This window comes from Streptomyces sp. NPDC058295, from assembly GCF_042880655.1.
In the GTDB taxonomy this organism is placed as follows: domain Bacteria; phylum Actinomycetota; class Actinomycetes; order Streptomycetales; family Streptomycetaceae; genus Streptomyces; species Streptomyces coriariae.
In genome coordinates this window covers 495942-516659 of the sequence record NZ_JBHVYO010000001.1, presented here as the reverse complement: position 1 = coordinate 516659, position 20718 = coordinate 495942, and the positions used below count along the sequence as shown (strand labels likewise).

General features: G+C 69.3%; 15 protein-coding genes. 2 read left to right on the top strand and 13 right to left on the bottom strand.

The annotated features are described in order from the left end of the window. Positions 1–29 precede the first annotated feature (29 nt). Positions 30–1181, bottom strand: coding sequence for a glycosyltransferase (locus ACFVYS_RS02300; RefSeq protein WP_389497987.1), 1152 nt, complete (start codon positions 1179–1181; stop codon positions 30–32). Between the two features lie 200 nt (positions 1182–1381). On the opposite strand from ACFVYS_RS02300, the gene ACFVYS_RS02295 reads away from it, so the two are divergent. Beyond that, positions 1382–2488 (top strand): hypothetical protein, encoded by a 1107-nt coding sequence (locus ACFVYS_RS02295; protein ID WP_389497985.1) that lies wholly within the window; start codon positions 1382–1384, stop codon positions 2486–2488. A gap of 94 nt (positions 2489–2582) precedes the next feature. Here the strand turns inward: ACFVYS_RS02295 and ACFVYS_RS02290 are convergent, their stop codons facing one another. The 11 genes from ACFVYS_RS02290 to ACFVYS_RS02240 all read right to left on the bottom strand — a co-directional run bounded on the left by ACFVYS_RS02290 (position 2583) and on the right by ACFVYS_RS02240 (position 18052). Continuing rightward, a complete protein-coding gene (locus tag ACFVYS_RS02290) occupies positions 2583–4535 on the bottom strand; it encodes a TIGR03960 family B12-binding radical SAM protein (protein ID WP_389497983.1) in 1953 nt (650 codons plus the stop codon). Between the two features lie 114 nt (positions 4536–4649). After that, positions 4650–6155: a CHAD domain-containing protein gene (locus ACFVYS_RS02285; RefSeq protein ID WP_389497981.1), complete on the bottom strand. Its 1506-nt coding sequence runs from the start codon at positions 6153–6155 to the stop codon at positions 4650–4652. A gap of 103 nt (positions 6156–6258) precedes the next feature. Continuing rightward, the gene (gene rodA / locus ACFVYS_RS02280; RefSeq protein ID WP_389497979.1) at positions 6259–7458 is read right to left on the bottom strand and encodes a rod shape-determining protein RodA; all 1200 of its coding nucleotides are present in this window, start codon (positions 7456–7458) and stop codon (positions 6259–6261) included. Continuing rightward, entirely contained in the window at positions 7455–9704 is a 2250-nt protein-coding gene (gene mrdA / locus ACFVYS_RS02275; RefSeq protein ID WP_389497977.1) for a penicillin-binding protein 2, read from the bottom strand. Before mrdA ends, rodA begins: the two co-directional genes overlap by 4 nt. A gap of 154 nt (positions 9705–9858) precedes the next feature. Then, the gene (gene mreD, locus ACFVYS_RS02270; protein ID WP_310430767.1) at positions 9859–10530 is read right to left on the bottom strand and encodes a rod shape-determining protein MreD; all 672 of its coding nucleotides are present in this window, start codon (positions 10528–10530) and stop codon (positions 9859–9861) included. A 14-nt stretch (positions 10531–10544) separates the two neighbouring features. After that, positions 10545–11483, bottom strand: a complete 939-nt coding sequence (mreC, locus tag ACFVYS_RS02265) for a rod shape-determining protein MreC (RefSeq protein ID WP_389497975.1) — start codon at positions 11481–11483, stop codon at positions 10545–10547. 181 nt (positions 11484–11664) lie between these two features. Continuing rightward, on the bottom strand, positions 11665–12684 hold the full coding sequence (locus ACFVYS_RS02260; protein WP_054244925.1) for a rod shape-determining protein: 1020 nt from the start codon (positions 12682–12684) through the stop codon (positions 11665–11667). A gap of 231 nt (positions 12685–12915) precedes the next feature. Further along, on the bottom strand, positions 12916–13329 hold the full coding sequence (gene ndk, locus ACFVYS_RS02255; protein ID WP_351548221.1) for a nucleoside-diphosphate kinase: 414 nt from the start codon (positions 13327–13329) through the stop codon (positions 12916–12918). A gap of 83 nt (positions 13330–13412) precedes the next feature. Further along, positions 13413–13778 carry a DUF4233 domain-containing protein gene (locus ACFVYS_RS02250; protein ID WP_062650460.1) on the bottom strand — a complete coding sequence of 122 codons (366 nt, stop codon included), beginning with the start codon at positions 13776–13778 and terminating at the stop codon, positions 13413–13415. A gap of 8 nt (positions 13779–13786) precedes the next feature. Continuing rightward, entirely contained in the window at positions 13787–15310 is a 1524-nt protein-coding gene (locus ACFVYS_RS02245) for a bifunctional folylpolyglutamate synthase/dihydrofolate synthase (RefSeq protein WP_389497972.1), read from the bottom strand. A gap of 117 nt (positions 15311–15427) precedes the next feature. After that, positions 15428–18052 (bottom strand): valine--tRNA ligase, encoded by a 2625-nt coding sequence (locus ACFVYS_RS02240; protein ID WP_389497970.1) that lies wholly within the window; start codon positions 18050–18052, stop codon positions 15428–15430. Between the two features lie 136 nt (positions 18053–18188). Here ACFVYS_RS02240 and ACFVYS_RS02235 point away from each other — a divergent pair, with 136 nt between their 5' ends. Continuing rightward, positions 18189–19184 (top strand): hypothetical protein, encoded by a 996-nt coding sequence (locus ACFVYS_RS02235; RefSeq protein WP_389497968.1) that lies wholly within the window; start codon positions 18189–18191, stop codon positions 19182–19184. Between the two features lie 76 nt (positions 19185–19260). Here ACFVYS_RS02235 and clpX read toward each other — a convergent pair whose 3' ends face one another. Continuing rightward, positions 19261–20550, bottom strand: a complete 1290-nt coding sequence (gene clpX, locus ACFVYS_RS02230) for an ATP-dependent Clp protease ATP-binding subunit ClpX (RefSeq protein ID WP_020127826.1) — start codon at positions 20548–20550, stop codon at positions 19261–19263. Positions 20551–20718 lie beyond the last annotated feature (168 nt).

The following is a 20718-nucleotide window of genomic DNA, read 5'->3' as shown; positions in this document are numbered from 1 at the left end:
TGCGCTGTTGAGGGTGCGTCAGGGACGGACTACTTCTTCCGGGGCCGCGCCGCCTTCCCCGCCCGGGACGCCTTCGGACGGCGTTCCGGGCCGGCCGGCCGGGGGACGGCCTGGACGTGGGGCGCGGAGAACTCGCGGTTGATCTCCGTCTGGTGGCGGACGGCGTCGGGCAGGTCCGGCATCGCCAGCAGCCTGTCGCACGCCCGGACGGCGGCCCGGTGCTCGCCGACCCAGTAGGCGCAGATGGAGAACTCGAAGAGCAGACCCCACCGGTACACCCAGGACCGGGTGAACAGCAGGTCGTCGGGCTCACTCCTGCCGACGACCGCGCCGAGCAGGGCGTATGCGGTGTGATAGTGGCTCTGGAGCCGCAGCCGCGAGGCGAGTTCGTAGACGGCCTCAAGGCGGGCCGGGCGGGACTCCCAGGCTCGGGAGAACGCGCTCATGGCTCCGGGCCAGTCGTCCGCCTTGTCCGCCCGCAGGACCCCGGCCTCCAGCAGCGAGCAGTAGACCTCCTCGCCCCAGCCGCCGAGCTCGGCACGCCGCTCGTACAGTGCGATCGCCTCGTCCACATGGCCCAGGTCGCGTTCGGTGTTGGCGAGGTAGAAGACCGTGCGCGCGTTGGTGGGATCGCGCTCCAACTCGCCCCGCAGCAGTCGCGCGTCACGCTCGAACTTGTCGCTGCGGCAGCCGCCGTCGGCGTGGTCCTCGATGACGAGCGCCTCCAGGTTCTCCTGCCGGTCGGGGCCGTCGGTGCACGGGTACTCGTGGGTGACACCTTCGTAGCGCCAGGCCCGGTCGCCCCGCATGAGGTGCTTGAAACGGTGCTGGGTGCCCGGGGTGTCGTAGCGCAGCATGTACGAGCCGGCCGTCAGCCGGGGCAGCGGGGCGTCCTGGCGCATGACGTGGTCGGCGTCGAGAGTGAGCAGGTAGTCGGCCTTGCCGCGGGCATGCCGGATGTTCAGCGTCCGGTTGTGCCCGAAGTCGACCCAGGGCTCCTCGTGGAGCTCGCCCGGAATGCCGTCGAGCACCTTGCGGATCAGATCCTGGGTGCCGTCGGTCGAACCGGTGTCGGAGATCACCCAGTAGTCGATGAGGGGCCGTACGGACTCCAGGCAGCGTTCGATCACGCGCGACTCGTCCTTGACGATCATGCACAGGCACAGGGTCTGGTTCGTCACGGGCGTCAAGGTGACACAGGTCGGCTCATCCGACAGCCCGTTCCACGCGGCGGATACCCCATCAGTACGCATCGATTAGTCCGATACGTCGATAAAAATTATCTTTTGGCCCTTGCGTCGCGCGGGAACGGGTTCGCTCAGGTCAAGCTCACCCTCAGGTTCGGGGAGCGCCCGGACCGGTCGATGCAAGGAGCACTTGAATGCGCCCTGAGTTCGGACCGTACTCACTCCTCGGGCCGGTGGCCCGACACCGATGCAAGCGGGCCGGCATGGTGGCCTCGCTCGCCGTGATCGTGGCGGCCGGCGTGATCAGCCCGGCAGCCGCGGCGGCCCGCAGCGTCACCGACCGCGTACAGGCGGAGCTCCCCTCCGCCGGTGACAAGTGCAAGCCGGGGCACCACAAGCCGGATCACCACAAGCCGAGGGCGATCGAGGCCGGCGGCAAGGACAAGTGCAAGGGCCCGACCGGTCCCACCGGCCCCAAGGGTCCGAAGGGCCCCAAGGGCGACCACGGAGCCACCGGCGCGACCGGCCCCACCGGCCCGAAGGGCTCGACCGGAGCCACCGGGGCCGACGGGCTCGACGGCGCGGACGGCGCCGACGGCGTCGACGGCGTGACCGGCCCCACCGGCCCGAAGGGCCACACCGGCCCGAAGGGCTCGACCGGCGCGGACGGCATCGACGGCGTGACCGGTGCAACGGGCGCGGACGGCGTCGACGGGGCGACCGGTGCCACGGGCGCGACCGGCGCCGACGGCGTCGACGGCGCCACCGGTGCGACCGGAGCGACGGGTACGGACGGCGCCACCGGCGCCACAGGGGCCACGGGCGCGGACGGCGTCGACGGCGCGACCGGTCCGACGGGTGCGACCGGAGCCACCGGGGCGACGGGCCCCTGCTCCGACATCGACGCCGCGCAGGACTCCGACAACTTCGAGCTGAGGGTCGCGCTGACCGGCGGATCCACCTTCGCGGGTATCCACGACCTCCGCGGCGTCGCGCCCCGCCCGTTCCTGTGGACGGACCTCAGCACCCACGCCAACTACCCCGCGGGCGGAGTGGACGCCGACGGACGCGACGTCGGCTTCGTCTGCGGCGCCGCCGTCAACGGGCACAACGCCAACACCGGGAACCCCATCAAGTTCGACGTCGTGACCACCACCGGCCAGGTCTGGGAGACCACCTGCGTCGCGGTCGGCGGCACCAACCCGGCCACGCTGAACTGCAACGACGCCGCGGGGGTACCCAACCCCTGGACCAAGGTGAACCTGCAGCCGCTGGCGACCGTCATCAACGGCGGCTCGTGACGGACCCGGCACCACGCTAGAAACGATGCCCGGAGGTCCGCCGACCGACCTCCGGGCATGTGTCGCGATACCCCGCAGGGCCCGCCGCGCGTCCTCAGTGGCTGTGCGCCGCGCTCCCCGCCGGCTGCTTCACCGTCAACGGCAGCAGCTTCTTGCCGGTCGGGCCGATCTGGATGTGGGTGTCCATCGCCGGGCACACCCCGCAGTCGAAGCAGGGCGTCCAGCGGCAGTCCTCGACCTCCGTCTCGTCGAGGGCGTCCTGCCAGTCCTCCCAGAGCCAGTCCTTGTCGAGGCCCGAGTCCAGGTGGTCCCAGGGCAGGACCTCCTCGTAGGACTTCTCGCGGGTCGTGTACCAGTCGACGTCCACGCCGAAGGCGGGCAGCGTCTTGTCCGCGCAGGCCATCCAGCGGTCGTAGGAGAAGTGCTCGCGCCAGCCGTCGAAGCGGCCGCCGTCCTCGTAGACGGCGCGGATGACGGCGCCGATACGGCGGTCACCGCGCGAGAGGAGCCCCTCGACGATGCCCGGCTTGCCGTCGTGGTAGCGGAAGCCGATCGAGCGGCCGTACTTCTTGTCGCCCCGGATCTTGTCCCGGAGCTTCGTGAGACGCGCGTCGGTCTCCTCTGCGGAGAGCTGCGGCGCCCACTGGAACGGGGTGTGCGGCTTCGGCACGAACCCGCCGATCGAGACCGTGCAGCGGATGTCGTTCTGGCCGGAGACCTTGCGGCCCTCGGCGATCACCTTCATCGCCATGTCGGCGATCTGCAGGACGTCCTCGTCCGTCTCCGTCGGCAGACCGCACATGAAGTACAGCTTCACCTGACGCCAGCCGTTGCCGTACGCGGTGGAGACCGTCCGGATCAGGTCCTCTTCGGAGACCATCTTGTTGATGACCTTGCGCATGCGCTCCGAGCCGCCCTCGGGGGCGAAGGTCAGGCCGGACCGGCGGCCGTTGCGGGTCAGCTCGTTCGCCAGGTCCACGTTGAAGGCGTCCACGCGGGTGGAGGGGAGGGACAGGCCGATCTTGTCCTCCTCGTAGCGGTCCGCCAGGCCCTTCGCGACCTCGCCGATCTCGCTGTGGTCGGCGCTCGACAGCGAGAGCAGGCCGACCTCCTCGAACCCGGTCGCCTTCAGGCCCTTCTCCACCATGTCGCCGATACCGGTGATCGACCGCTCGCGCACCGGGCGCGTGATCATGCCGGCCTGGCAGAAACGGCAGCCACGGGTGCAGCCGCGGAAGATCTCCACCGACATGCGCTCGTGCACCGTCTCGGCGAGCGGGACCAGCGGCTGCTTGGGGTAGGGCCACTCGTCCAGGTCCATGACCGTGTGCTTCGACACGCGCCACGGAACACCCGACTTGTTCGGCACCACACGGGCGATCCGGCCGTCGGGCAGGTACTCCACGTCGTAGAAGCGCGGGATGTACACCGCGCCCGTCTTCGCGAGACGGAAGAGGACCTCCTCGCGGCCGCCCGGCCGGCCCTCCGCCTTCCACTCGCGGATGATCTTCGTCATGTCCAGCACGGCCTGCTCGCCGTCGCCGATGACCGCCGCGTCGATGAAGTCGGCGATCGGCTCGGGGTTGAAGGCCGCGTGGCCGCCCGCCAGCACGATCGGGTCGTCGAGACCGCGGTCCTTGGACTCCAGCGGGATGCCCGCGAGATCCAGCGCCGTGAGCATGTTCGTGTAGCCCAGCTCCGTGGAGAAGGACAGTCCGAACACGTCGAAGGCCTTCACCGGACGGTGGCCGTCCACGGTGAACTGCGGGACCGCGTGCTCCCGCATCAGCGCCTCCAGGTCCGGCCACACGCTGTACGTGCGCTCGGCCAGGACCCCCTCCTGCTCGTTCAGCACCTCGTAGAGGATCATGACGCCCTGGTTGGGCAGCCCGACCTCGTAGGCGTCCGGGTACATGAGCGCCCAGCGGACGTCGCAGGACTCCCAGGGCTTGACGGTGGAGTTGAGCTCGCCGCCCACGTACTGGATCGGCTTCTGCACATGCGGGAGCAAGGCTTCTAGCTGCGGGAAGACCGAGTCGACAGACATCGCGGCATTACCTTCGTGAGCTGACGGGGACAGGGGTGACCATCAAGCGTAACCCGCTCGGAGGACTCCCCCGTCCGCGAAGATCCCGGCCGGCGAGACCCGTCGCACCCGTCACTAGACCTCCATCGATCCCCTGGTCCTCTTCCACTCCGCCGGCATGGCCTCCTCGACCCGCTCCGCGCGCCGCTCCTCACGGGCGTACAGCACGCCGTACGTGAAGGCGCTCTCCCCCGCCGCGTGCGCCACGGCGGACAGCTCCCGCAGGGTGGTGCGGGCCATGACGCTGTCCTGGTGGTCGCCGAGCAGACTCTGCAGCGACTTCATGGACTTGACCAGCGTCTTGGCGGCGCTGCCGAGGGCCGGGCCGGCCGCCTCGGCCGCGTACCGCGTCCGCTTCGCCTTCTTGCGGGCCTCGTGCAGCGCGAGGTCGCGGTCGGTACCCGGCTCCTGCTCCATGGCCTCCTCGACCAGCGCGGACACCTTCCCGAAGTCCTTGCGTACGGCCTTGGCGAGCACCTTGCCCGGCTTCCTGCCGGCCGCCTTGAGCGTCGGCGGGTCGGTGATCACGGCGTCCAGGCTGTCGAGGAGCGTCAGATAGCGCTGGGAGTCGAGTACGCCGAGCAGCCGGCGGCGGGATCCGTGCTCCCCGGCCTTGGCCCAGGTGCGCAGCCGGTCGTGGATCGGGCCGGAGACCAGGGTGGACGGCAGTTCGTCGAGGGCGGCGTCCAGCCGTTCGGCCAGCACCTCGTGGTCGCGGCCCACGCCCAGCTCCCCGGCCAGCCATTTCAGCTCGGCGGCGACCGGGTCGGTGACCTCCCGGTCGAGGACCTTGTGGAAGGAGCGGAACGTGCTGCGCAGCCGGCGGGTGGCGACCCGCATGTCGTGGATCGACTCCTCGGCGTCCCGGCGCACGGCCGGGTCCAGCTCGACGATCGCGTCCCGCTGGGCGCGGATGTACGCCAGGACGTGGTCGCCGGCCGTGACGGGCTCGGCGGGGCCCTTGTCCTTCGGCCGCGGATGCCCGCCCTTCGTCTCCGCCAGCGCCCGCGCCAGCTTCGACGCCGACTTCGACGGCCGTACGCCCGCCTTGCGCAGCCGCTTCTCCACCTTGTCGAGCAGAACCGGATCGCCGCCGTCGGCGAGCTCCACCTCGATCTCGGTCCACTGGGCGCTGCCCTCGCCGCCGAACTTCCGGTCCGCGCGCACGGCGTCGACGCTCGCCTCGGCGAGCAGCCGGCCCTGGGCGTCGACGAGTTCTCGGATGTCCCGGCTGGAGCGCAGCCGCACCACGGGCACGAGCTGTCCCTCGCGGATGCGGGAGCGGACCAGCCCGGCGAGTTCGTCGGGTACGGCGTCGGAGAGCGGGGCCCTGATCTCGTCCCGGACGCCGGGTCCTACCGGCAGTTTCAGGTGCCAGCCGGCGTCGGATCCCCCGGTGCGGCGACGCAGGGTGATCGAGGCCGCGGCCAGGCGCAGGTCGGAGGTGTCGTAATAGGTCGCGTCCAGCTCCGTGACGCCCTTGTCGAGAACGGACGCGACCCCGGCGACACCGGTCAGGTCGGGCAGCCCGCTCTCATCGGATTCGTACTTGCGCTCGATCTCGCGTTTCGTCTCCGTCATAAATCGAACCTAGTCGGAGTCGGGCCCGAACGGCAGTGTGCACCGGACCCGACTCACGACCCGACCAGGGGAAAACAGAAGGTCTGACGCCGTCTCGCGCCTCTTACGCCGACATGGGCCGCTGCACCCGGATGGACTGGAGCAACCCCAACGCCACCCAGACCGCGAACATCGACGTGCCGCCGTAGGAGACGAACGGCAGCGGCAGACCCGTCACCGGCATGATCCCCAGGGTCATCCCGATGTTCTCGAAGGACTGGAAGGCGAACCACGCCACGATGCCCGCGGCGACGATCGTGCCGTACAGCTCCGTGGTCTCACGCGCTATGCGGCTGGCCCGCCAGAGGATCACCCCGAGCAGGACGATGATCAGGCCCCCGCCCATGAAGCCCAGTTCCTCGCCCGCGACGGTGAAGACGAAGTCCGTCTGCTGTTCCGGGACGAACTGGCCCGTCGTCTGTGAGCCGTGGAACAGCCCGGCGCCGGTGAGGCCGCCGGAGCCGATCGCGATCCGCGCCTGGTTGGTGTTGTAGCCGACGCCCGCGGGATCGAGGCTGGGGTTGGCGAAGGCGGCGAAGCGGGCGATCTGGTATTCGTCCAGGATGTGCAGCTGCCAGACGGCGATCGCGCCGGCCGCGCCCGCGCCGAGCAGTCCGAAGACCCAGCGGTTGGAGGCGCCGGAGGCCAGCAGTACGCCCAGCACGATCATCACCATGACCATGACCGACCCGAGGTCGGGCATCAGCATCACGATCAGCATGGGGACGGCCGCGAGCCCGAGGGCCTGGAGCACCGTGCGGTGGTCGGGGTAGAGCTTGTCGCCGGCGTCGACCCGGGCCGCGAGCAGCATCGCCATGCCCAGGATGATCGTGATCTTCACGAACTCCGAGGGCTGGAGCGAGAAACCGCCGCCGACCACGATCCAGGAGTGCGCGCCGTTGACCGTGGAGCCCAGCGGCGTCAGCACCGCCAGGATCCCCATGAGCGAGAGCCCGTAGAGGACCGGTACCGCGTTGCGCAGAGTGCGGTGGCCGAGCCAGATCGTGCCGATCATCAGACAGATGCCGATGCCGGTGTTCATCAGGTGCCGGACGAGGAAGTAGTACGGGTCGCCCTGGTTGATCTCGGTGCGGTTGCGGGTCGCCGAGTAGACCAGGAGCGAGCCGATCAGCGACAGGGCGATCGCCGACATCAGTATCGGCCAGTCCAGCCGCCGGGCCAGCGAGTCACGGGCGAAGACCCGGGTCCAGCCGGCCCGCTCGGGCCCGTATCCGGAGACGGAGAAACCGTTCGCGCCGCTCATGTGCACATCCTCCGGCTTCCCCTCTTCCGCCGTCGCCTGCGGGTGTCGCGGTTGGTGCCGGTGTTCTGCTGCACGGTGGCGCCCGGCTGCGTCTCGTCCGGCTCCGGCTTGCCCTCCTGGCTGACGCGCTGCTCCTTCGCCGGGTCCTTGGAGACCTTCGGGGCCTTGATCGTGCCGTCCGCCTGGACCTTCGGCAGGCTGGTCTGCGGGGTGGGCAGCAGCGCGTTCTTCTTGTCGACCTTGCCGTCGTCGGAGACGCCGTACATCGCGTTGTAGATGTGCCGCACGGCCTCACCGGAGGCGCCCGAACCGGTACCGGCCTGAGCGATCGTCATGACGACCGTGTAGTCCTTGCTGTACGTGGCGAGCCAGGACGTCGTCTGCTTGCCGTAGACCTCCGCGGTACCGGTCTTGGCGTGCAGCGGGATCTCCTCCTGCGGCCAGCCGCCGAACTTCCAGGCGGCGGTACCGCGCGTGACCACGCCCTCCAGCGCGGCGTCCATGCCCTTGATCGTCGCCTGGTCGACCGGCAGCTTGCCCTGGACCTTGGGCTTGATCTCCTGGACGGTCTTGCCGTCGGCGCTGACGATCGCCTTGCCGATGGTCGGGGTGTACATCGTGCCGCCGTTGGCGAGCGCCCCGTAGATCACGGCCTCCTGGATCGGGGTGACGAGGGTGTCGCCCTGACCGATGGAGTAGTTGATCGAGTCGCCCTCGCGCATCTTGTTGCCCTCGAGGCAGTTCTCGTACGCGATCTTCTCGACGTAACTGCCGTCCTTCTTGCCGTACTTGCACCAGGAGTCCTTGTTGGCCTTCCAGTAGGACTCCTTCCACTGACGGTCCGGGACCCGGCCGGTGACCTCGTTGGGCAGGTCGATGCCGGTCTCCTTGCCGAGACCGAACTGGTGGGCGGCCTTGTAGAAGTAGTCCTTGGGCTCACCCTTGGCCGGGTTGATGCCGCCGTCCTTCTTCCACTCCCGGTCCGCGAGACCGTAGAAGACGGTGTCGCAGGAGACCTCCAGGGCCCGGCCGAGCGAGATGGGGCCGAAGCTCTCGCCCTCGAAGTTCTTGAAGACCTGGCCGCCCACCGAGTACGAGCTGGTGCACGGGTAGCCGCCGTCCCACTCGTAACCCGCTTCGACCGCGGCGGCCGTGGAGACCACCTTGAAGGTCGAACCGGGCGCGGACTGACCTTGTATGGCCCGGTTCAGCAGCGGGTAGTCCGAGTTCTTCCCGGTGAGCTTCTTGTAGTCCTTGGCGGAGATGCCGCCGACCCAGACGTTGGGGTCGTAGGCCGGAGCGGACGCCATGGCGACGACCCGGCCGGTCTTGGCCTCCATCACCACGACCGCGCCCGAGTCGGCCTTGTAGTTCTCGCCGGTGATCTTGTCGAACTGGGTGCGGGCGATCTTCATCGCGTTGTTCAGCTCGTACTCGGCGACCCGCTGGACGCGGGCGTCGATGCTGGTGACGAGGTTGGAGCCGGGCTGGGCCGCGTCCGCCTCGGCCTGGCCGATGACACGGCCGAGGTTGTCCACCTCGTAGCGGGTGACGCCGGCCTTGCCGCGCAGTTCCTTGTCGTACTGGCGCTCCAGGCCGCTGCGGCCGACCTGGTCGGAGCGCAGATACGGCGAGTCGGTGTCCTGGGCCTTGGTGATCTCGTCGTCCGTCACCGGGGAGAGGTAACCGAGGACCTGGGCCGTGTTGGCGTTCCCGGGGGCCGCGTAACGGCGCACGGCCTCGGGCTCGGCGGTGATGCCGGGGAAGTCCTCGGCACGCTCGCGGATCTGGAGGGCCTGCTTGGCGGTTGCCTCGTCGGTGATCGGGATCGGCTGGTAGGGCGAGCCGTTCCAGCAGGGCTGGGGCGTCTTCGCGTCGCAGAGCCGGACCTTCTGCGCGACCTCCTCGGCGCTCATGCCGAGGACACCCGCGAGTTTGGCCAGGACCGCCTTGCCGTCGTCCTTCTGCTTCAGCAGGTCGGTGCGGGAGGCGGAGACCACCAGCCGCGTCTCGTTGTCGGCGAGGGCCACCCCGCGCGCGTCCAGGATCGAGCCGCGCACGGCGGGCTCGACGACCTGCTGGACGTGGTTGCCGGAGGCCTCCTTGGCGTACTCCGCGCCCTCCCGGATCTGCAGGTACCACAGGCGGCCGCCGAGGGTGCCGAGCAGGGAGAGGACGAGGATCTGGATCACGACGAGCCTGATCTGGACCCGTGGGGTCCGACCCGTCTCGGGAATGTTGGTCACTGCGGTGCCTCCCCCTCTCCGTACGCGGAGTCGTTACGCGGACGTGTGTGCGCGGACGAATGATGAACGACCGGCCTGTGAGGCCGCGTTCCGCCGGAACTTCCCCGTTCGGGTGAACCATCCACTGGCACGCTCCGCGTGCCGGCGCCCGCGCTCACAGCCGCTTGACCCCCTTGATCCGGCCGGCGCGCGCCCCGCGTGAACGGGCCGCCTTCAGCTTCAGTCCGTTGCGCTGCCCGCCGATCCTGAGCCCCGTGCCGGAGGAGAGCCAGCCGGACGAGATGTCCGGGCTCTTGGCTGCGGAGTTGGTCTCCGCGAGGGGATCGTTGTCGGCGCGCCGCGCCAGGAACATGACCGCGGGGACGACGAACGGGGCCAGCAGCAGGTCGTACAGGCCGGCCGTGAACAGCAGCCCGGTGAGACCGACATGACGGGCGGCCGTGTCACCGACGAGGGCGCCCACCCCGGCGTACAGCAGGGTGGAGCCGATCGCGGCGCCGACGACCACGACCATCGGGCCGGTGGCCGACTTGATCTGCCCGCTCTCGGGCTTGATGAGCCCGGCGAGGTAGCCGATCACGCACAGCACGAGGGCGTACCGCCCGGCGGCATGGTCGGCGGGGGGCGCGAGGTCGGCGAGCAGACCGGCACCGAAGCCGATGAGGGCGCCGCCGACATGGCCGTAGACCATGGCGAGGCCCAGCACGGTGAGCAGGAGGAGGTCGGGGACGGCGCCGGGCAGGTGGAGGCGGGCGAGGACGCTCACCTGGATCACCAGGGCGACGACGATCAGCGGGACGGAGAGCAGGATCCGGTTGACGCGCATGGGGTTGTCAGCTCCTACTGCTGCTGGCCGTCTACGGGTGCGTTCGCGTTCGGAGTGACCGTCACGGTCACCGTCGGCGTGGGGACCGGTTTGGGCTTCGAGGGGAGCACGGTGTCGCGCGGATCCTTCTTCGGGGCCTCGACGACCACGCCCACGATGTCGAGCTTGGTGAAGCTGACGTACGGCGTGACGTAAAGGGTGCGGGTGAGGTCGCCGCCGGAGGGGTCGACGCGGGAGACGATGCCGACGGGGACGCCGGGCACGAAGGGCTTGTCGGCCTGCGAGCCGAAGGTGACCAGCCGGTCGCCCTTCTTCACCTCGGCCTTGCCGTTGAGGAGTTCGACGCGCAGCGGCCGGTCGCCCTGTCCGGAGGCGAAGCCGAGCTCGTCGGACGCCTCCATCCGGGTGCCGACGGTGAAGTCGGGGTCGCTGGCCAGGAGGACGGTCGCGGTGTCGGGCCCGACGGTGGTGACCCGCCCGACCAGGCCGTCCCCGTTGAGGACCGTCATGTCGCGCTTGACGCCGTCGTTCGCGCCGACGTCGATGGTGATGGTCCAGGAGAAGCCCTGGGCCGCTCCTATCGCGATGACCTCGGCGCCCTTGATGCCGTACTGGCCCGTACCGGCGATCTTCAGCATCTTGTCGAGCTGCGCCAGCCGGCTGCGGTTGCGGTCGTCGCTGCCGAGCTTCGCCTTGAGAGCCGCGTTCTCCTTCTCCAGGTCGGTGAGCCGGTCATGGCGTTCACCGGAGTCCCGGACGGCGGAGACGGCGTTGCCGACGGGATCCACCGCCGACGACACGCCGTTCTCGATCGGACCGAAGGCCGCGGCCGCGGCCTGCCGGGCACCGTCGACCGGGGAGTCCTCCCCACCCCGGATGTCCACCGTGATCAGCGCGAACGCTACGGCGATCAGCAGCACCAGGAGCAGCCGGCTCTCTCGTGTGTCCCTCACGTGCGGCGGCCGTGCCCTTCCTCGAGAAAAAACCAAGAACAGGAATCAGGAAGCAGGATCTGGAATTGGGGTAGCCCCGGGCCAAGATGACCAAGGGCGCTTTGTGGGAGCTTATGCCTCAATATCAACGATCCGCCGCACGAGAGGAGGTCATCCCGTACGGCGGAATCGAAGCGTTACGTCATCTGCGGGGCGCGGCGTCCAGAACCTGCTGGAGCGCCTCGAACTCCTCGACACACTTACCGGAGCCGAGCGCCACGCTGTCCAGCGGGTCCTCGGCGATGTGGATGGGCATGCCGGTCTCCCGGCGCAGCCGCTCGTCCAGACCGCGCAGCAGGGCTCCGCCGCCGGTCAGAACGATTCCTCGGTCCATGATGTCGCCGGACAGCTCCGGCGGGCACTTGTCGAGGGTGGTCTTCACGGCGTCGACGATCGCGTTGACCGGTTCCTCGATCGCCTTGCGCACCTCGGCGGCCGAGATGACGACGGTCTTGGGCAGCCCGGACACGAGGTCGCGGCCACGGATTTCGGTGTGCTGGTCGTCGTCGAGGTCGTAGGCGGAACCGATCGTGATCTTGATCTGCTCAGCCGTCCGCTCACCGAGGAGGAGCGAGTACTCCTTCTTGATGTGCTGGATGATCGAGCTGTCCAGCTCGTCACCCGCGACGCGGATGGACTGGGCGGTGACGATGCCGCCGAGCGAGATGACCGCGACCTCCGTGGTGCCGCCGCCGATGTCCACCACCATGTTGCCGGTGGCCTCGTGGACCGGCAGGCCGGAACCGATGGCCGCGGCCATGGGCTCCTCGATGATGTGCACCTGACGGGCGCCGGCCTGGGTCGACGCCTCGATGACGGCGCGGCGCTCGACACCCGTGATGCCCGAGGGCACACAGACGACGACCCGCGGACGAGCCAGATACCGCCGCTTGTGGATCTTCAGGATGAAGTAGCGGAGCATCCGCTCGGTGATCTCGAAGTCGGCGATCACGCCGTCCTTCAGCGGACGCACGGCAACGATGTTGCCGGGCGTGCGCCCGATCATCTTCTTCGCTTCGGCGCCGACCGCGAGGATGCCACCGGTGTTGGTGTTGATCGCGACGACGGACGGCTCGTTGAGTACGATCCCGCGACCCCTGACGTACACCAGCGTGTTGGCGGTCCCGAGGTCGACAGCCATGTCACGGCCGATGAACGACATTGAGTTCCCCATCAGGATTCGACTGGCCTTCCATGAGCTTTGAGGGCTTATCAGGTCGGCGAGGTGGGTGCTGTGACGTGAAGGCTTCCATCGTAAACGCGCCTGCACGAACACTGCGGAGCGGTCTCCGCCATTGTTTGCAGATGCTGTGAGGGTTCGCTTCTGGAGACGGGCGTTCGGGGGCTCACGTTCCCTCGATCGCCCGCTTCAGCCGCTCCGTACGCCGTCGGATCAGGCGCGACCGGGGAAGAAGATCTTCACCTCGCGCTCGGCCGACTCCTCGGAGTCGGAGGCGTGGATCAGGTTCTCGCGGACGATGACACCGAAGTCGCCGCGGATGGAGCCGGGGGCCGCGGCGATCGGGTCGGTCGGACCCGCGAGCGCGCGCACACCCTCGATGACCCGGTCGCCCTCGACGATCAGCGCGACGACCGGACCGGAGGCCATGAACTCCACCAGCGGCTCGTAGAAGGGCTTGCCCTTGTGCTCGCCGTAGTGCTGCTCCAGCGTGTCCTGGTCCAGGGTCCGCAGCTCCAGCGCGGTGATCTGCCAGCCGGCCTTGCGCTCGATACGGCTGATGATCTCGCCGGTCAGGCCACGACGGACGGCGTCGGGCTTGAGCAGGACGAGGGTGCGCTGGCTCACGAGGTGACTCCTTCTACTGCCGGTGTGTTGCTACGGCCGGTGTGTGCGGTGGGATGAGGTTACAGGGCGTGTACGGGCACTTGTCACGCAGCGTCAGCGGTATCCGGAGAGCCTGCGGCGGCCTGTGCGGCGAAGCGCGCCTTCGCCTCGTCGACCTTCCGCCCGAAGTGCACGGACGCCCACCACAGGGCCCCGAAGAGCACCCCCAGGAAGAACATGATCGGGACGAAGAAGCCGGACGCGACGAGGGCGATCTGGAGCGCCCAGCCGAGGGCGACGCCCCCGGGCCGGGTGACCATGCCGCACAGCAGCACGCTGAAGAACATGGCGATGCCGCACACCGTCCACACCGTGGCGGTGGACAGGTCGGCGTCCTTCATGGCGACCAGACCGGCGAAGCCGATGACGAAGAACTCGCCGATCAGGGTCGAGGAGCAGAGCGTACGCATGGGGGGCCTCAGCCCTTTCCGAGAAGCAGCCGGGCCTCGCCGACCGTGATGACGGAACCGGTGACCAGTACCGCGCCGCCCGCGAACTCGCCCTCCTCCTCGGCGAGCGTGACCGCCGCCTCCAGAGCGTCGGGCAGCCTCGGCTCGACCTGGACGCGGTCGTCGCCGAACACCTCGACGGCGATCGCGGCCAGTTCGTCGGCGTCCATCGCGCGATGGCTGGAGTTCTGGGTGACGACGACCTCCGCGAAGATCGGCTCGAAGGCCTCCAGGAGCCCCCGCACGTTCTTGTCGCCGCTGGCCCCGACCACTCCGATCAGCCGGCTGAAGTCGAAGGCCTCACCGACGGCCTCGGCGGTGGCCCGCGCGCCGGCCGGATTGTGGGCGGCGTCCAGGACCACGGTCGGGGAGCGCCGTACGACTTCGAGGCGGCCCGGCGAGGAGACGGCCGCGAAGGCCTTGCGGACCGTGTCGATGTCGAGCGGCTCGGGACGCTGGGAGCCGACGCCGAAGAACGCCTCGACGGCGGCGAGCGCGACGGCCGCGTTGTGCGCCTGGTAGGGGCCGTGCAGGGGCAGGTACACCTCGGGGTACTCGCCGCCCAGGCCGCGCAGTGTCACCATCTGTCCGCCGACGGCGACCTGACGGGCGACGACCCCGAACTCCAGGCCTTCCCGGGCCACGGTGGCGTCGACCTCGACGGCCTTCTTCAGCAGCACCTGGGCCGCGTCGACGGGCTGCTGGGCCAGGATGACGGTGGCGTCCTGCTTGATGATCCCGCTCTTCTCGGCGGCGATCTCGGCGGTCGTCTCCCCGAGCCGGTCGGTGTGGTCGAGGTCGATGGGCGTGACGACGGCGACGTCACCGTCGATCACGTTGGTCGCGTCCCACGATCCGCCCATCCCCACCTCCACGACGGCGACGTCGACCGGCGCGTCCGAGAAGGCGGCGTACGCCATGCCGGTGAGCACCTCGAAGAACGACAGCCGGTACTCCTGCATGCCGTCGACCATCTCGACGTACGCCTTGATGTCGTCGTACGTCTCGATGAACCGCTCGGCGGAGATCGGCGCGCCGTCCAGGCTGATCCGCTCGGTGATCGACTGGACGTGCGGGGAGGTGTACCGGCCCGTGCGCAGGTCGAAGGCGCCCAGCAGGGCCTCGACCATGCGGGCGGTGGAGGTCTTGCCGTTGGTCCCGGTGATGTGGATCGAGGGGTACGACCGCTGCGGGTCCCCCAGCACGTCCATCAGCGCGGCGATGCGGTCGACCGAGGGCTCCAGCTTGGTCTCGCCCCAGCGGGTGGCCAGCTCCGCCTCGACCTCGCGCAGGGCCTTGTCGACCTCGGGGTCCTCGGGACGCGTGGGCACATCGGCCTGCGGCGCGCCGCCCAGGGTGCGCAGGGTGCGGCTGCCGGCTTCGATGACCGCGAGATCGGGGTCGCGGTCGGTCTCCTCCGCGATGATCTCGTCGAAGGGATCGAGGGGGTCGGGCAGGTCGTCTTGGTTGCCGTTCGGGGGGAGCTCGCTCACGGGGCCAGTCTACGGACGGCCGGTGACGGACGTAGGCGAAGGCCCCCGGAACCGTGACGGTCCCGGGGGCCTTCGTCGTCAGGCGTCGTACGGCGTCGTCAGGGCGCCCCACGGTGCCTACGCCTGCGGCAGGCGCTCCAGCTGGGTCTGGATGCGGGCGATGTCCTCGTCCGCCTTGGCGAGGCGGGCGCGGATCTTCTCCACCACGTTGTCCGGGGCCTTCGCCAGGAACGCCTCGTTGCCGAGCTTGGCGTGGGCCTGGGCCTTCTCCTTCTCGGCGGCCGCCAGATCCTTGGCCAGGCGCTTGCGCTCCGCGACCAGGTCGATCGTGCCGGACAGGTCCAGCGCGACCGTGGCGCCCGCGACCGGCAGCGTCGCCGTCGCCGAGAAGGCGTCGCCCTCCGGCTGGAGGCGGAGGAGCTGGCGGATGGCGGTCTCGTGGGGCGCCAGCGCCGTGCCGTCGAGCGTCAGCCGGGCCGGGACCCGCTGGCCGGGCTGGAGGCCCTGGTCGGCGCGGAAGCGGCGGACCTCGGTGATCACGGACTGGAGACTGCGGATCTCCTGCTCGGCGGCCGCGTCCCGGAAGCCACTGTCCTCGGGCCACTCGGCGATGACGACGGACTCGCCACCGGTGAGCGTGGTCCACAGCGTCTCGGTGACGAACGGGACCACCGGATGCAGCAGCTTGAGGGTGACGTCGAGGACCTCGCCGAGGACGCGGCCGGAGACCTTCGCGGGCTCGCCGCCGGCCATGAACGTCGTCTTGGACAGCTCGACGTACCAGTCGAAGACCTCGTCCCAGGCGAAGTGGAACAGCGCGTCGGAGAGCTTCGCGAACTGGAAGTCGTCGTAGAGCGCGTCGACTTCGGCGACGACGGAATTGAGGCGGGACAGGATCCAGCGGTCCGTCGCCGACAGCTGCGAGGCGTCCGGCAGCGGGCCGTCGACCGTGGCGCCGTTCATCAGCGCGAACCGCGTCGCGTTCCAGATCTTGTTGGCGAAGTTGCGGGAGCCCTGGACCCAGTCCTCGCCGATCGGGACGTCGACACCGGGGTTGGCGCCGCGGGCCAGGGTGAACCGGAGCGCGTCGGAGCCGTACTTGTCCATCCAGTCCAGCGGATTGACCGCGTTCCCGAAGGACTTCGACATCTTCTTGCCGAACTGGTCGCGAACCATGCCGTGCAGGGCGATGGTGTGGAACGGCGGGGTGCCGTCCATCGCGTAGAGGCCGAACATCATCATCCGGGCGACCCAGAAGAAGAGGATGTCGTAGCCGGTGACCAGGACGGAGTTCGGGTAGAACTTCGCGAGCGACTCGGTCTGTTCGGGCCAGCCGAGCGTGGAGAACGGCCACAGGCCGGAGGAGAACCAGGTGTCGAGGACGTCGGTGTCCTGACGCCAGCCCTCGCCGGTCGGCGCCTCGTCGTCGGGACCGACGCAGACGACCTCGCCGTTCGGCCCGTACCAGACCGGGATGCGGTGACCCCACCACAACTGCCGCGAGATGCACCAGTCGTGGAGGTTGTCGACCCAGTCGAAGTAGCGCTTCTCCATCTCCTGGGGGTGGATCTTGACACGGCCGTCGCGGACGGCGTCACCGGCGGCCTTCGCCAGCGGACCGACCTTGACCCACCACTGCATGGACAGCCGCGGCTCGATGGTGGTCTTGCACCGCGAGCAGTGGCCGACGGAGTGGGCGTACGGCCGCTTCTCGGCGACGATCCGGCCCTCGGCGCGCAGGGCGGCGACGATGGCTGAGCGGGCCTCCAGCCGGTCCAGGCCCTGGAAGGGGCCGTGGGCGGTGATGACGGCGTGCTCGTCCATGATGGTGAGGGACGGCAGGTCGTGGCGCTGGCCGATCTCGAAGTCGTTCGGGTCGTGCGCCGGGGTCACCTTGACCGCGCCCGTGCCGAACTCCGGGTCGACGTGCGTGTCGGCGACGACCGGGATGGACCGTTCGGTCAGCGGCAGCCGGATCTGCTTGCCGACCAGGTGCTTGTAGCGCTCGTCGTCGGGGTGGACGGCGACGGCCGTGTCACCGAGCATCGTCTCGGCGCGGGTCGTGGCGACGACGATGGTCTCGTCCCCCTCCCCGTACTTCATCGAGACGAGCTCGCCGTCGTCGTCCTGGTACTCGACCTCGATGTCGGAGATCGCGGTGAGACAGCGCGGACACCAGTTGATGATGCGCTCGGCGCGATAGATGAGCTCGTCGTCGTAGAGCCGCTTGAAGATGGTCTGGACGGCCTGGGAGAGACCTTCGTCCATGGTGAAGCGCTCACGCGACCACGCGACGCCGTCCCCCAGGCGGCGCATCTGGCCGCTGATCTGGCCGCCGGACTCGCCCTTCCACTGCCAGACGCGCTCGACGAACGCCTCCCGGCCGAGGTCGTGCCGGGACTTGCCCTCCTTGCCCAGCTCCCGCTCGACGACGTTCTGCGTGGCGATGCCGGCGTGGTCCATGCCGGGCTGCCACAACGTCTCGAAGCCCTGCATGCGCTTACGGCGGGTGAGGGCGTCGATGAGGGTGTGCTCGAAGGCGTGCCCGAGGTGCAGGCTGCCCGTGACGTTCGGCGGGGGGATGACGACGGTGTACGGAGGCTTCTCGCTCTTCGCGTCGGCCTCGAAGTAGCCCCGCTCCACCCAGCGCTCGTACAGCGGCCCCTCTACGTCGGCCGGCGCGTACTGGGTCGGCAGTTCGGTGGGGGGCGCTGATGGCTGCTGCTGAGCGTTCTCGGTCACGCGCCCAGTTTAGGGGTGTCACGGCGCCGTCCCGAAACGTGTTTGCTCTGTAACGGTAGGGGCCCCGCTGCCGTGCAGGTGTTGACCTTGAGCCAGGATGTGAAAATCACATAAGCATCTGGAGGGGAACCCAGAAATGAGTCACAACCAGCCGGGCCCGTACGGCGGGCCGCCCCAGCAGCCCGGACCGTACGGCCAGCAAGGCCCGTACGGTCAGCCGCCGCAGGCGCCCCAGCCCGGCTACGGCTACCCCCAGCAGCCGCCCACCCCGCAGCCCGGCTACGGCTTCCCCCAGCAGCCGCCGCAGGGCGTCCCCGCGCAGACCCCGCCCTACGGCCAGCAGCCGCCGTACGCCCAGCAGCCGACGCCTCCTTACGGCCAGCAGCCGCCCTACGGTCAGCCTCCGTACGGCGTCCCGCAGCCCCCGGCCCCGAGCGGCGGCGGCAAGAAGGCGGGCATCGTCATCGGCGCGATCGCGGTCGTCGCCGCGATCGGCGTGGGCGCGTACTTCGTGATCGGCGGAGGCGGTGGCGGCCTCGAGGACGACGGCGCACACACGCTGGCCACACCGACGAAGGTGCTCACCGAGTACACGCGGGCCTCCGACGACGGGGCGACCGCGGGCGACGACACGGCGGCGGAGCTGGAGAAGAGCGGCGTCAAGGACGGCAAGACCGTGATCGGCGTTTACTCGACTGCGGACCTGAGCGGGTACGACCCCGAGGACCCCAGCACCCTCCCCGACTCGTCCGAACTCGCGACGGCCAAGGGCATCACGTACGCCGGTGCCTACGGCACGATCGCCGACCCCGAGAAGGCGCTCGACACCTTCTTCGCCGACTTCAAGAAGTCGTCCGGGGAAAGTTCCTCCGACTCGGGCAGCGGCAGCTCCGACACCGAGCTGGTCGGCGAGCCCGTGGCGGCCGACCTCGACGGCGCGGTCATGAAGTGCCAGGCGGCCAAGGGCACGGACACGATCACCAAGCAGGAGAAGACCGACTGGTTCTGCGCCTGGGCCGACTACAGCACCATCGCCATGGTCTCGCCGGGCGACGCCACGAAGGGCATCACCAAGGACGTGGCGATCGACATCACCACGAAGCTGCGCGACGAGGTCCGCGTCAAGGCCTGACGCTCCGGACCGCTCGACTCAACCACGAAGGGGCCCCGGTCGGTTGACCGGGGCCCCTTCGTCGTACGGGTGAGGATCAGGCGGTCTTCTGCTCGCCCGGGCCGCGGCCGCCGCGCGCGTCGCGCGGGATCAGGGTCGGGTTGACGTTGGAGAGGACCACGTCCGCCGTGATGACCACGCGGGCCACGTCCTTGCGGGACGGGACCTCGTACATGACCGCCTGGAGGACTTCCTCCATGATCGCGCGCAGGCCGCGGGCGCCGGTCTGGCGGAGGATGGCCTGGTCGGCGATGGCCTCCAGCGCCTCCCGCTCGAAGTCCAGCTCCACACCGTCGAGTTCGAAGAGCCGCTGGTACTGCTTCACCAGCGCGTTGCGCGGCTCGATCAGGATCTGCAGGAGCGCCTCGCGGTCCAGGTTGTGGACCGAGGTGATGACCGGGAGACGGCCGATGAACTCCGGGATCATGCCGAACTTGACCAGGTCCTCCGGCATGACGGCCTCGAACTGGTCCTTGGACTCCAGCTCGCGCTTGGAGCGGATCGTCGCGCCGAACCCGATGCCCTTGGCGCCGGCCCGGGTCTCGATGATCTTCTCCAGGCCCGAGAAGGCACCGCCCACGATGAACAGCACGTTCGTCGTGTCGATCTGGATGAACTCCTGGTGCGGGTGCTTGCGGCCGCCCTGCGGCGGGACCGAGGCGGTGGTGCCCTCCAGGATCTTCAGCAGGGCCTGCTGCACGCCCTCGCCCGACACGTCACGGGTGATGGAGGGGTTCTCGCTCTTCCGCGCGACCTTGTCGATCTCATCGATGTAGATGATCCCGGTCTCGGCCTTCTTGACGTCGTAGTCCGCGGCCTGGATCAGCTTCAGCAGGATGTTCTCGACGTCCTCGCCGACGTAGCCCGCCTCGGTCAGCGCCGTGGCGTCGGCGATCGCGAACGGGACGTTCAGCATGCGCGCCAGGGTCTGCGCCAGGAGCGTCTTGCCCGATCCGGTGGGGCCGAGCAGGAGGATGTTGGACTTCGCCAACTCGATGGCGTCCTCGCGGCTTTGGCCGCCGCCGTTCTCACCGGCCTGGACGCGCTTGTAGTGGTTGTACACCGCTACCGACAGGGCCTTCTTGGCGGGCTCCTGGCCCACCACGTAGCCCTCGAGGAACTCGTAGATCTCGCGCGGCTTCGGGAGTTCCTCCCAGCGGACCTCGCTCGTCTCCGCGAGCTCTTCCTCGATGATCTCGTTGCAGAGGTCGATGCACTCGTCGCAGATGTACACACCGGGCCCTGCGATGAGCTTCTTGACCTGCTTCTGGCTCTTGCCGCAGAACGAGCACTTGAGCAGATCGCCGCCGTCACCGATGCGTGCCACGGTGTGCTTCCCCTTCGCCTGGGAGACGACTGGACGCTTACGAATCCAGCGGCTCCTGGTGCTGCCTTATTCCGACGGTACCTTGCCTGGCCCCCCGTTCGGGCCCCCCTTGGCACGGTTCACTGTGACGTGGACCGTGTCACACCGCCCCGAGGGGGCTCGAACGGG

Bases quoted from the DNA above. Each gene is read 5' to 3' on its own strand.
- ACFVYS_RS02295 (WP_389497985.1), top strand. From the start codon at position 1,382: ATGCGCCCTGAGTTCGGACCGTACTCACTCCTCGGGCCGGTGGCCCGA.
- ACFVYS_RS02290 (WP_389497983.1), bottom strand. From the start codon at position 4,535: ATGTCTGTCGACTCGGTCTTCCCGCAGCTAGAAGCCTTGCTCCCGCAT.
- ACFVYS_RS02285 (WP_389497981.1), bottom strand. From the start codon at position 6,155: ATGACGGAGACGAAACGCGAGATCGAGCGCAAGTACGAATCCGATGAG.
- rodA (WP_389497979.1), bottom strand. From the start codon at position 7,458: ATGAGCGGCGCGAACGGTTTCTCCGTCTCCGGATACGGGCCCGAGCGG.
- mreD (WP_310430767.1), bottom strand. From the start codon at position 10,530: ATGCGCGTCAACCGGATCCTGCTCTCCGTCCCGCTGATCGTCGTCGCC.
- ACFVYS_RS02260 (WP_054244925.1), bottom strand. From the start codon at position 12,684: ATGTCGTTCATCGGCCGTGACATGGCTGTCGACCTCGGGACCGCCAAC.
- ACFVYS_RS02250 (WP_062650460.1), bottom strand. From the start codon at position 13,778: ATGCGTACGCTCTGCTCCTCGACCCTGATCGGCGAGTTCTTCGTCATC.
- ACFVYS_RS02235 (WP_389497968.1), top strand. From the start codon at position 18,189: ATGAGTCACAACCAGCCGGGCCCGTACGGCGGGCCGCCCCAGCAGCCC.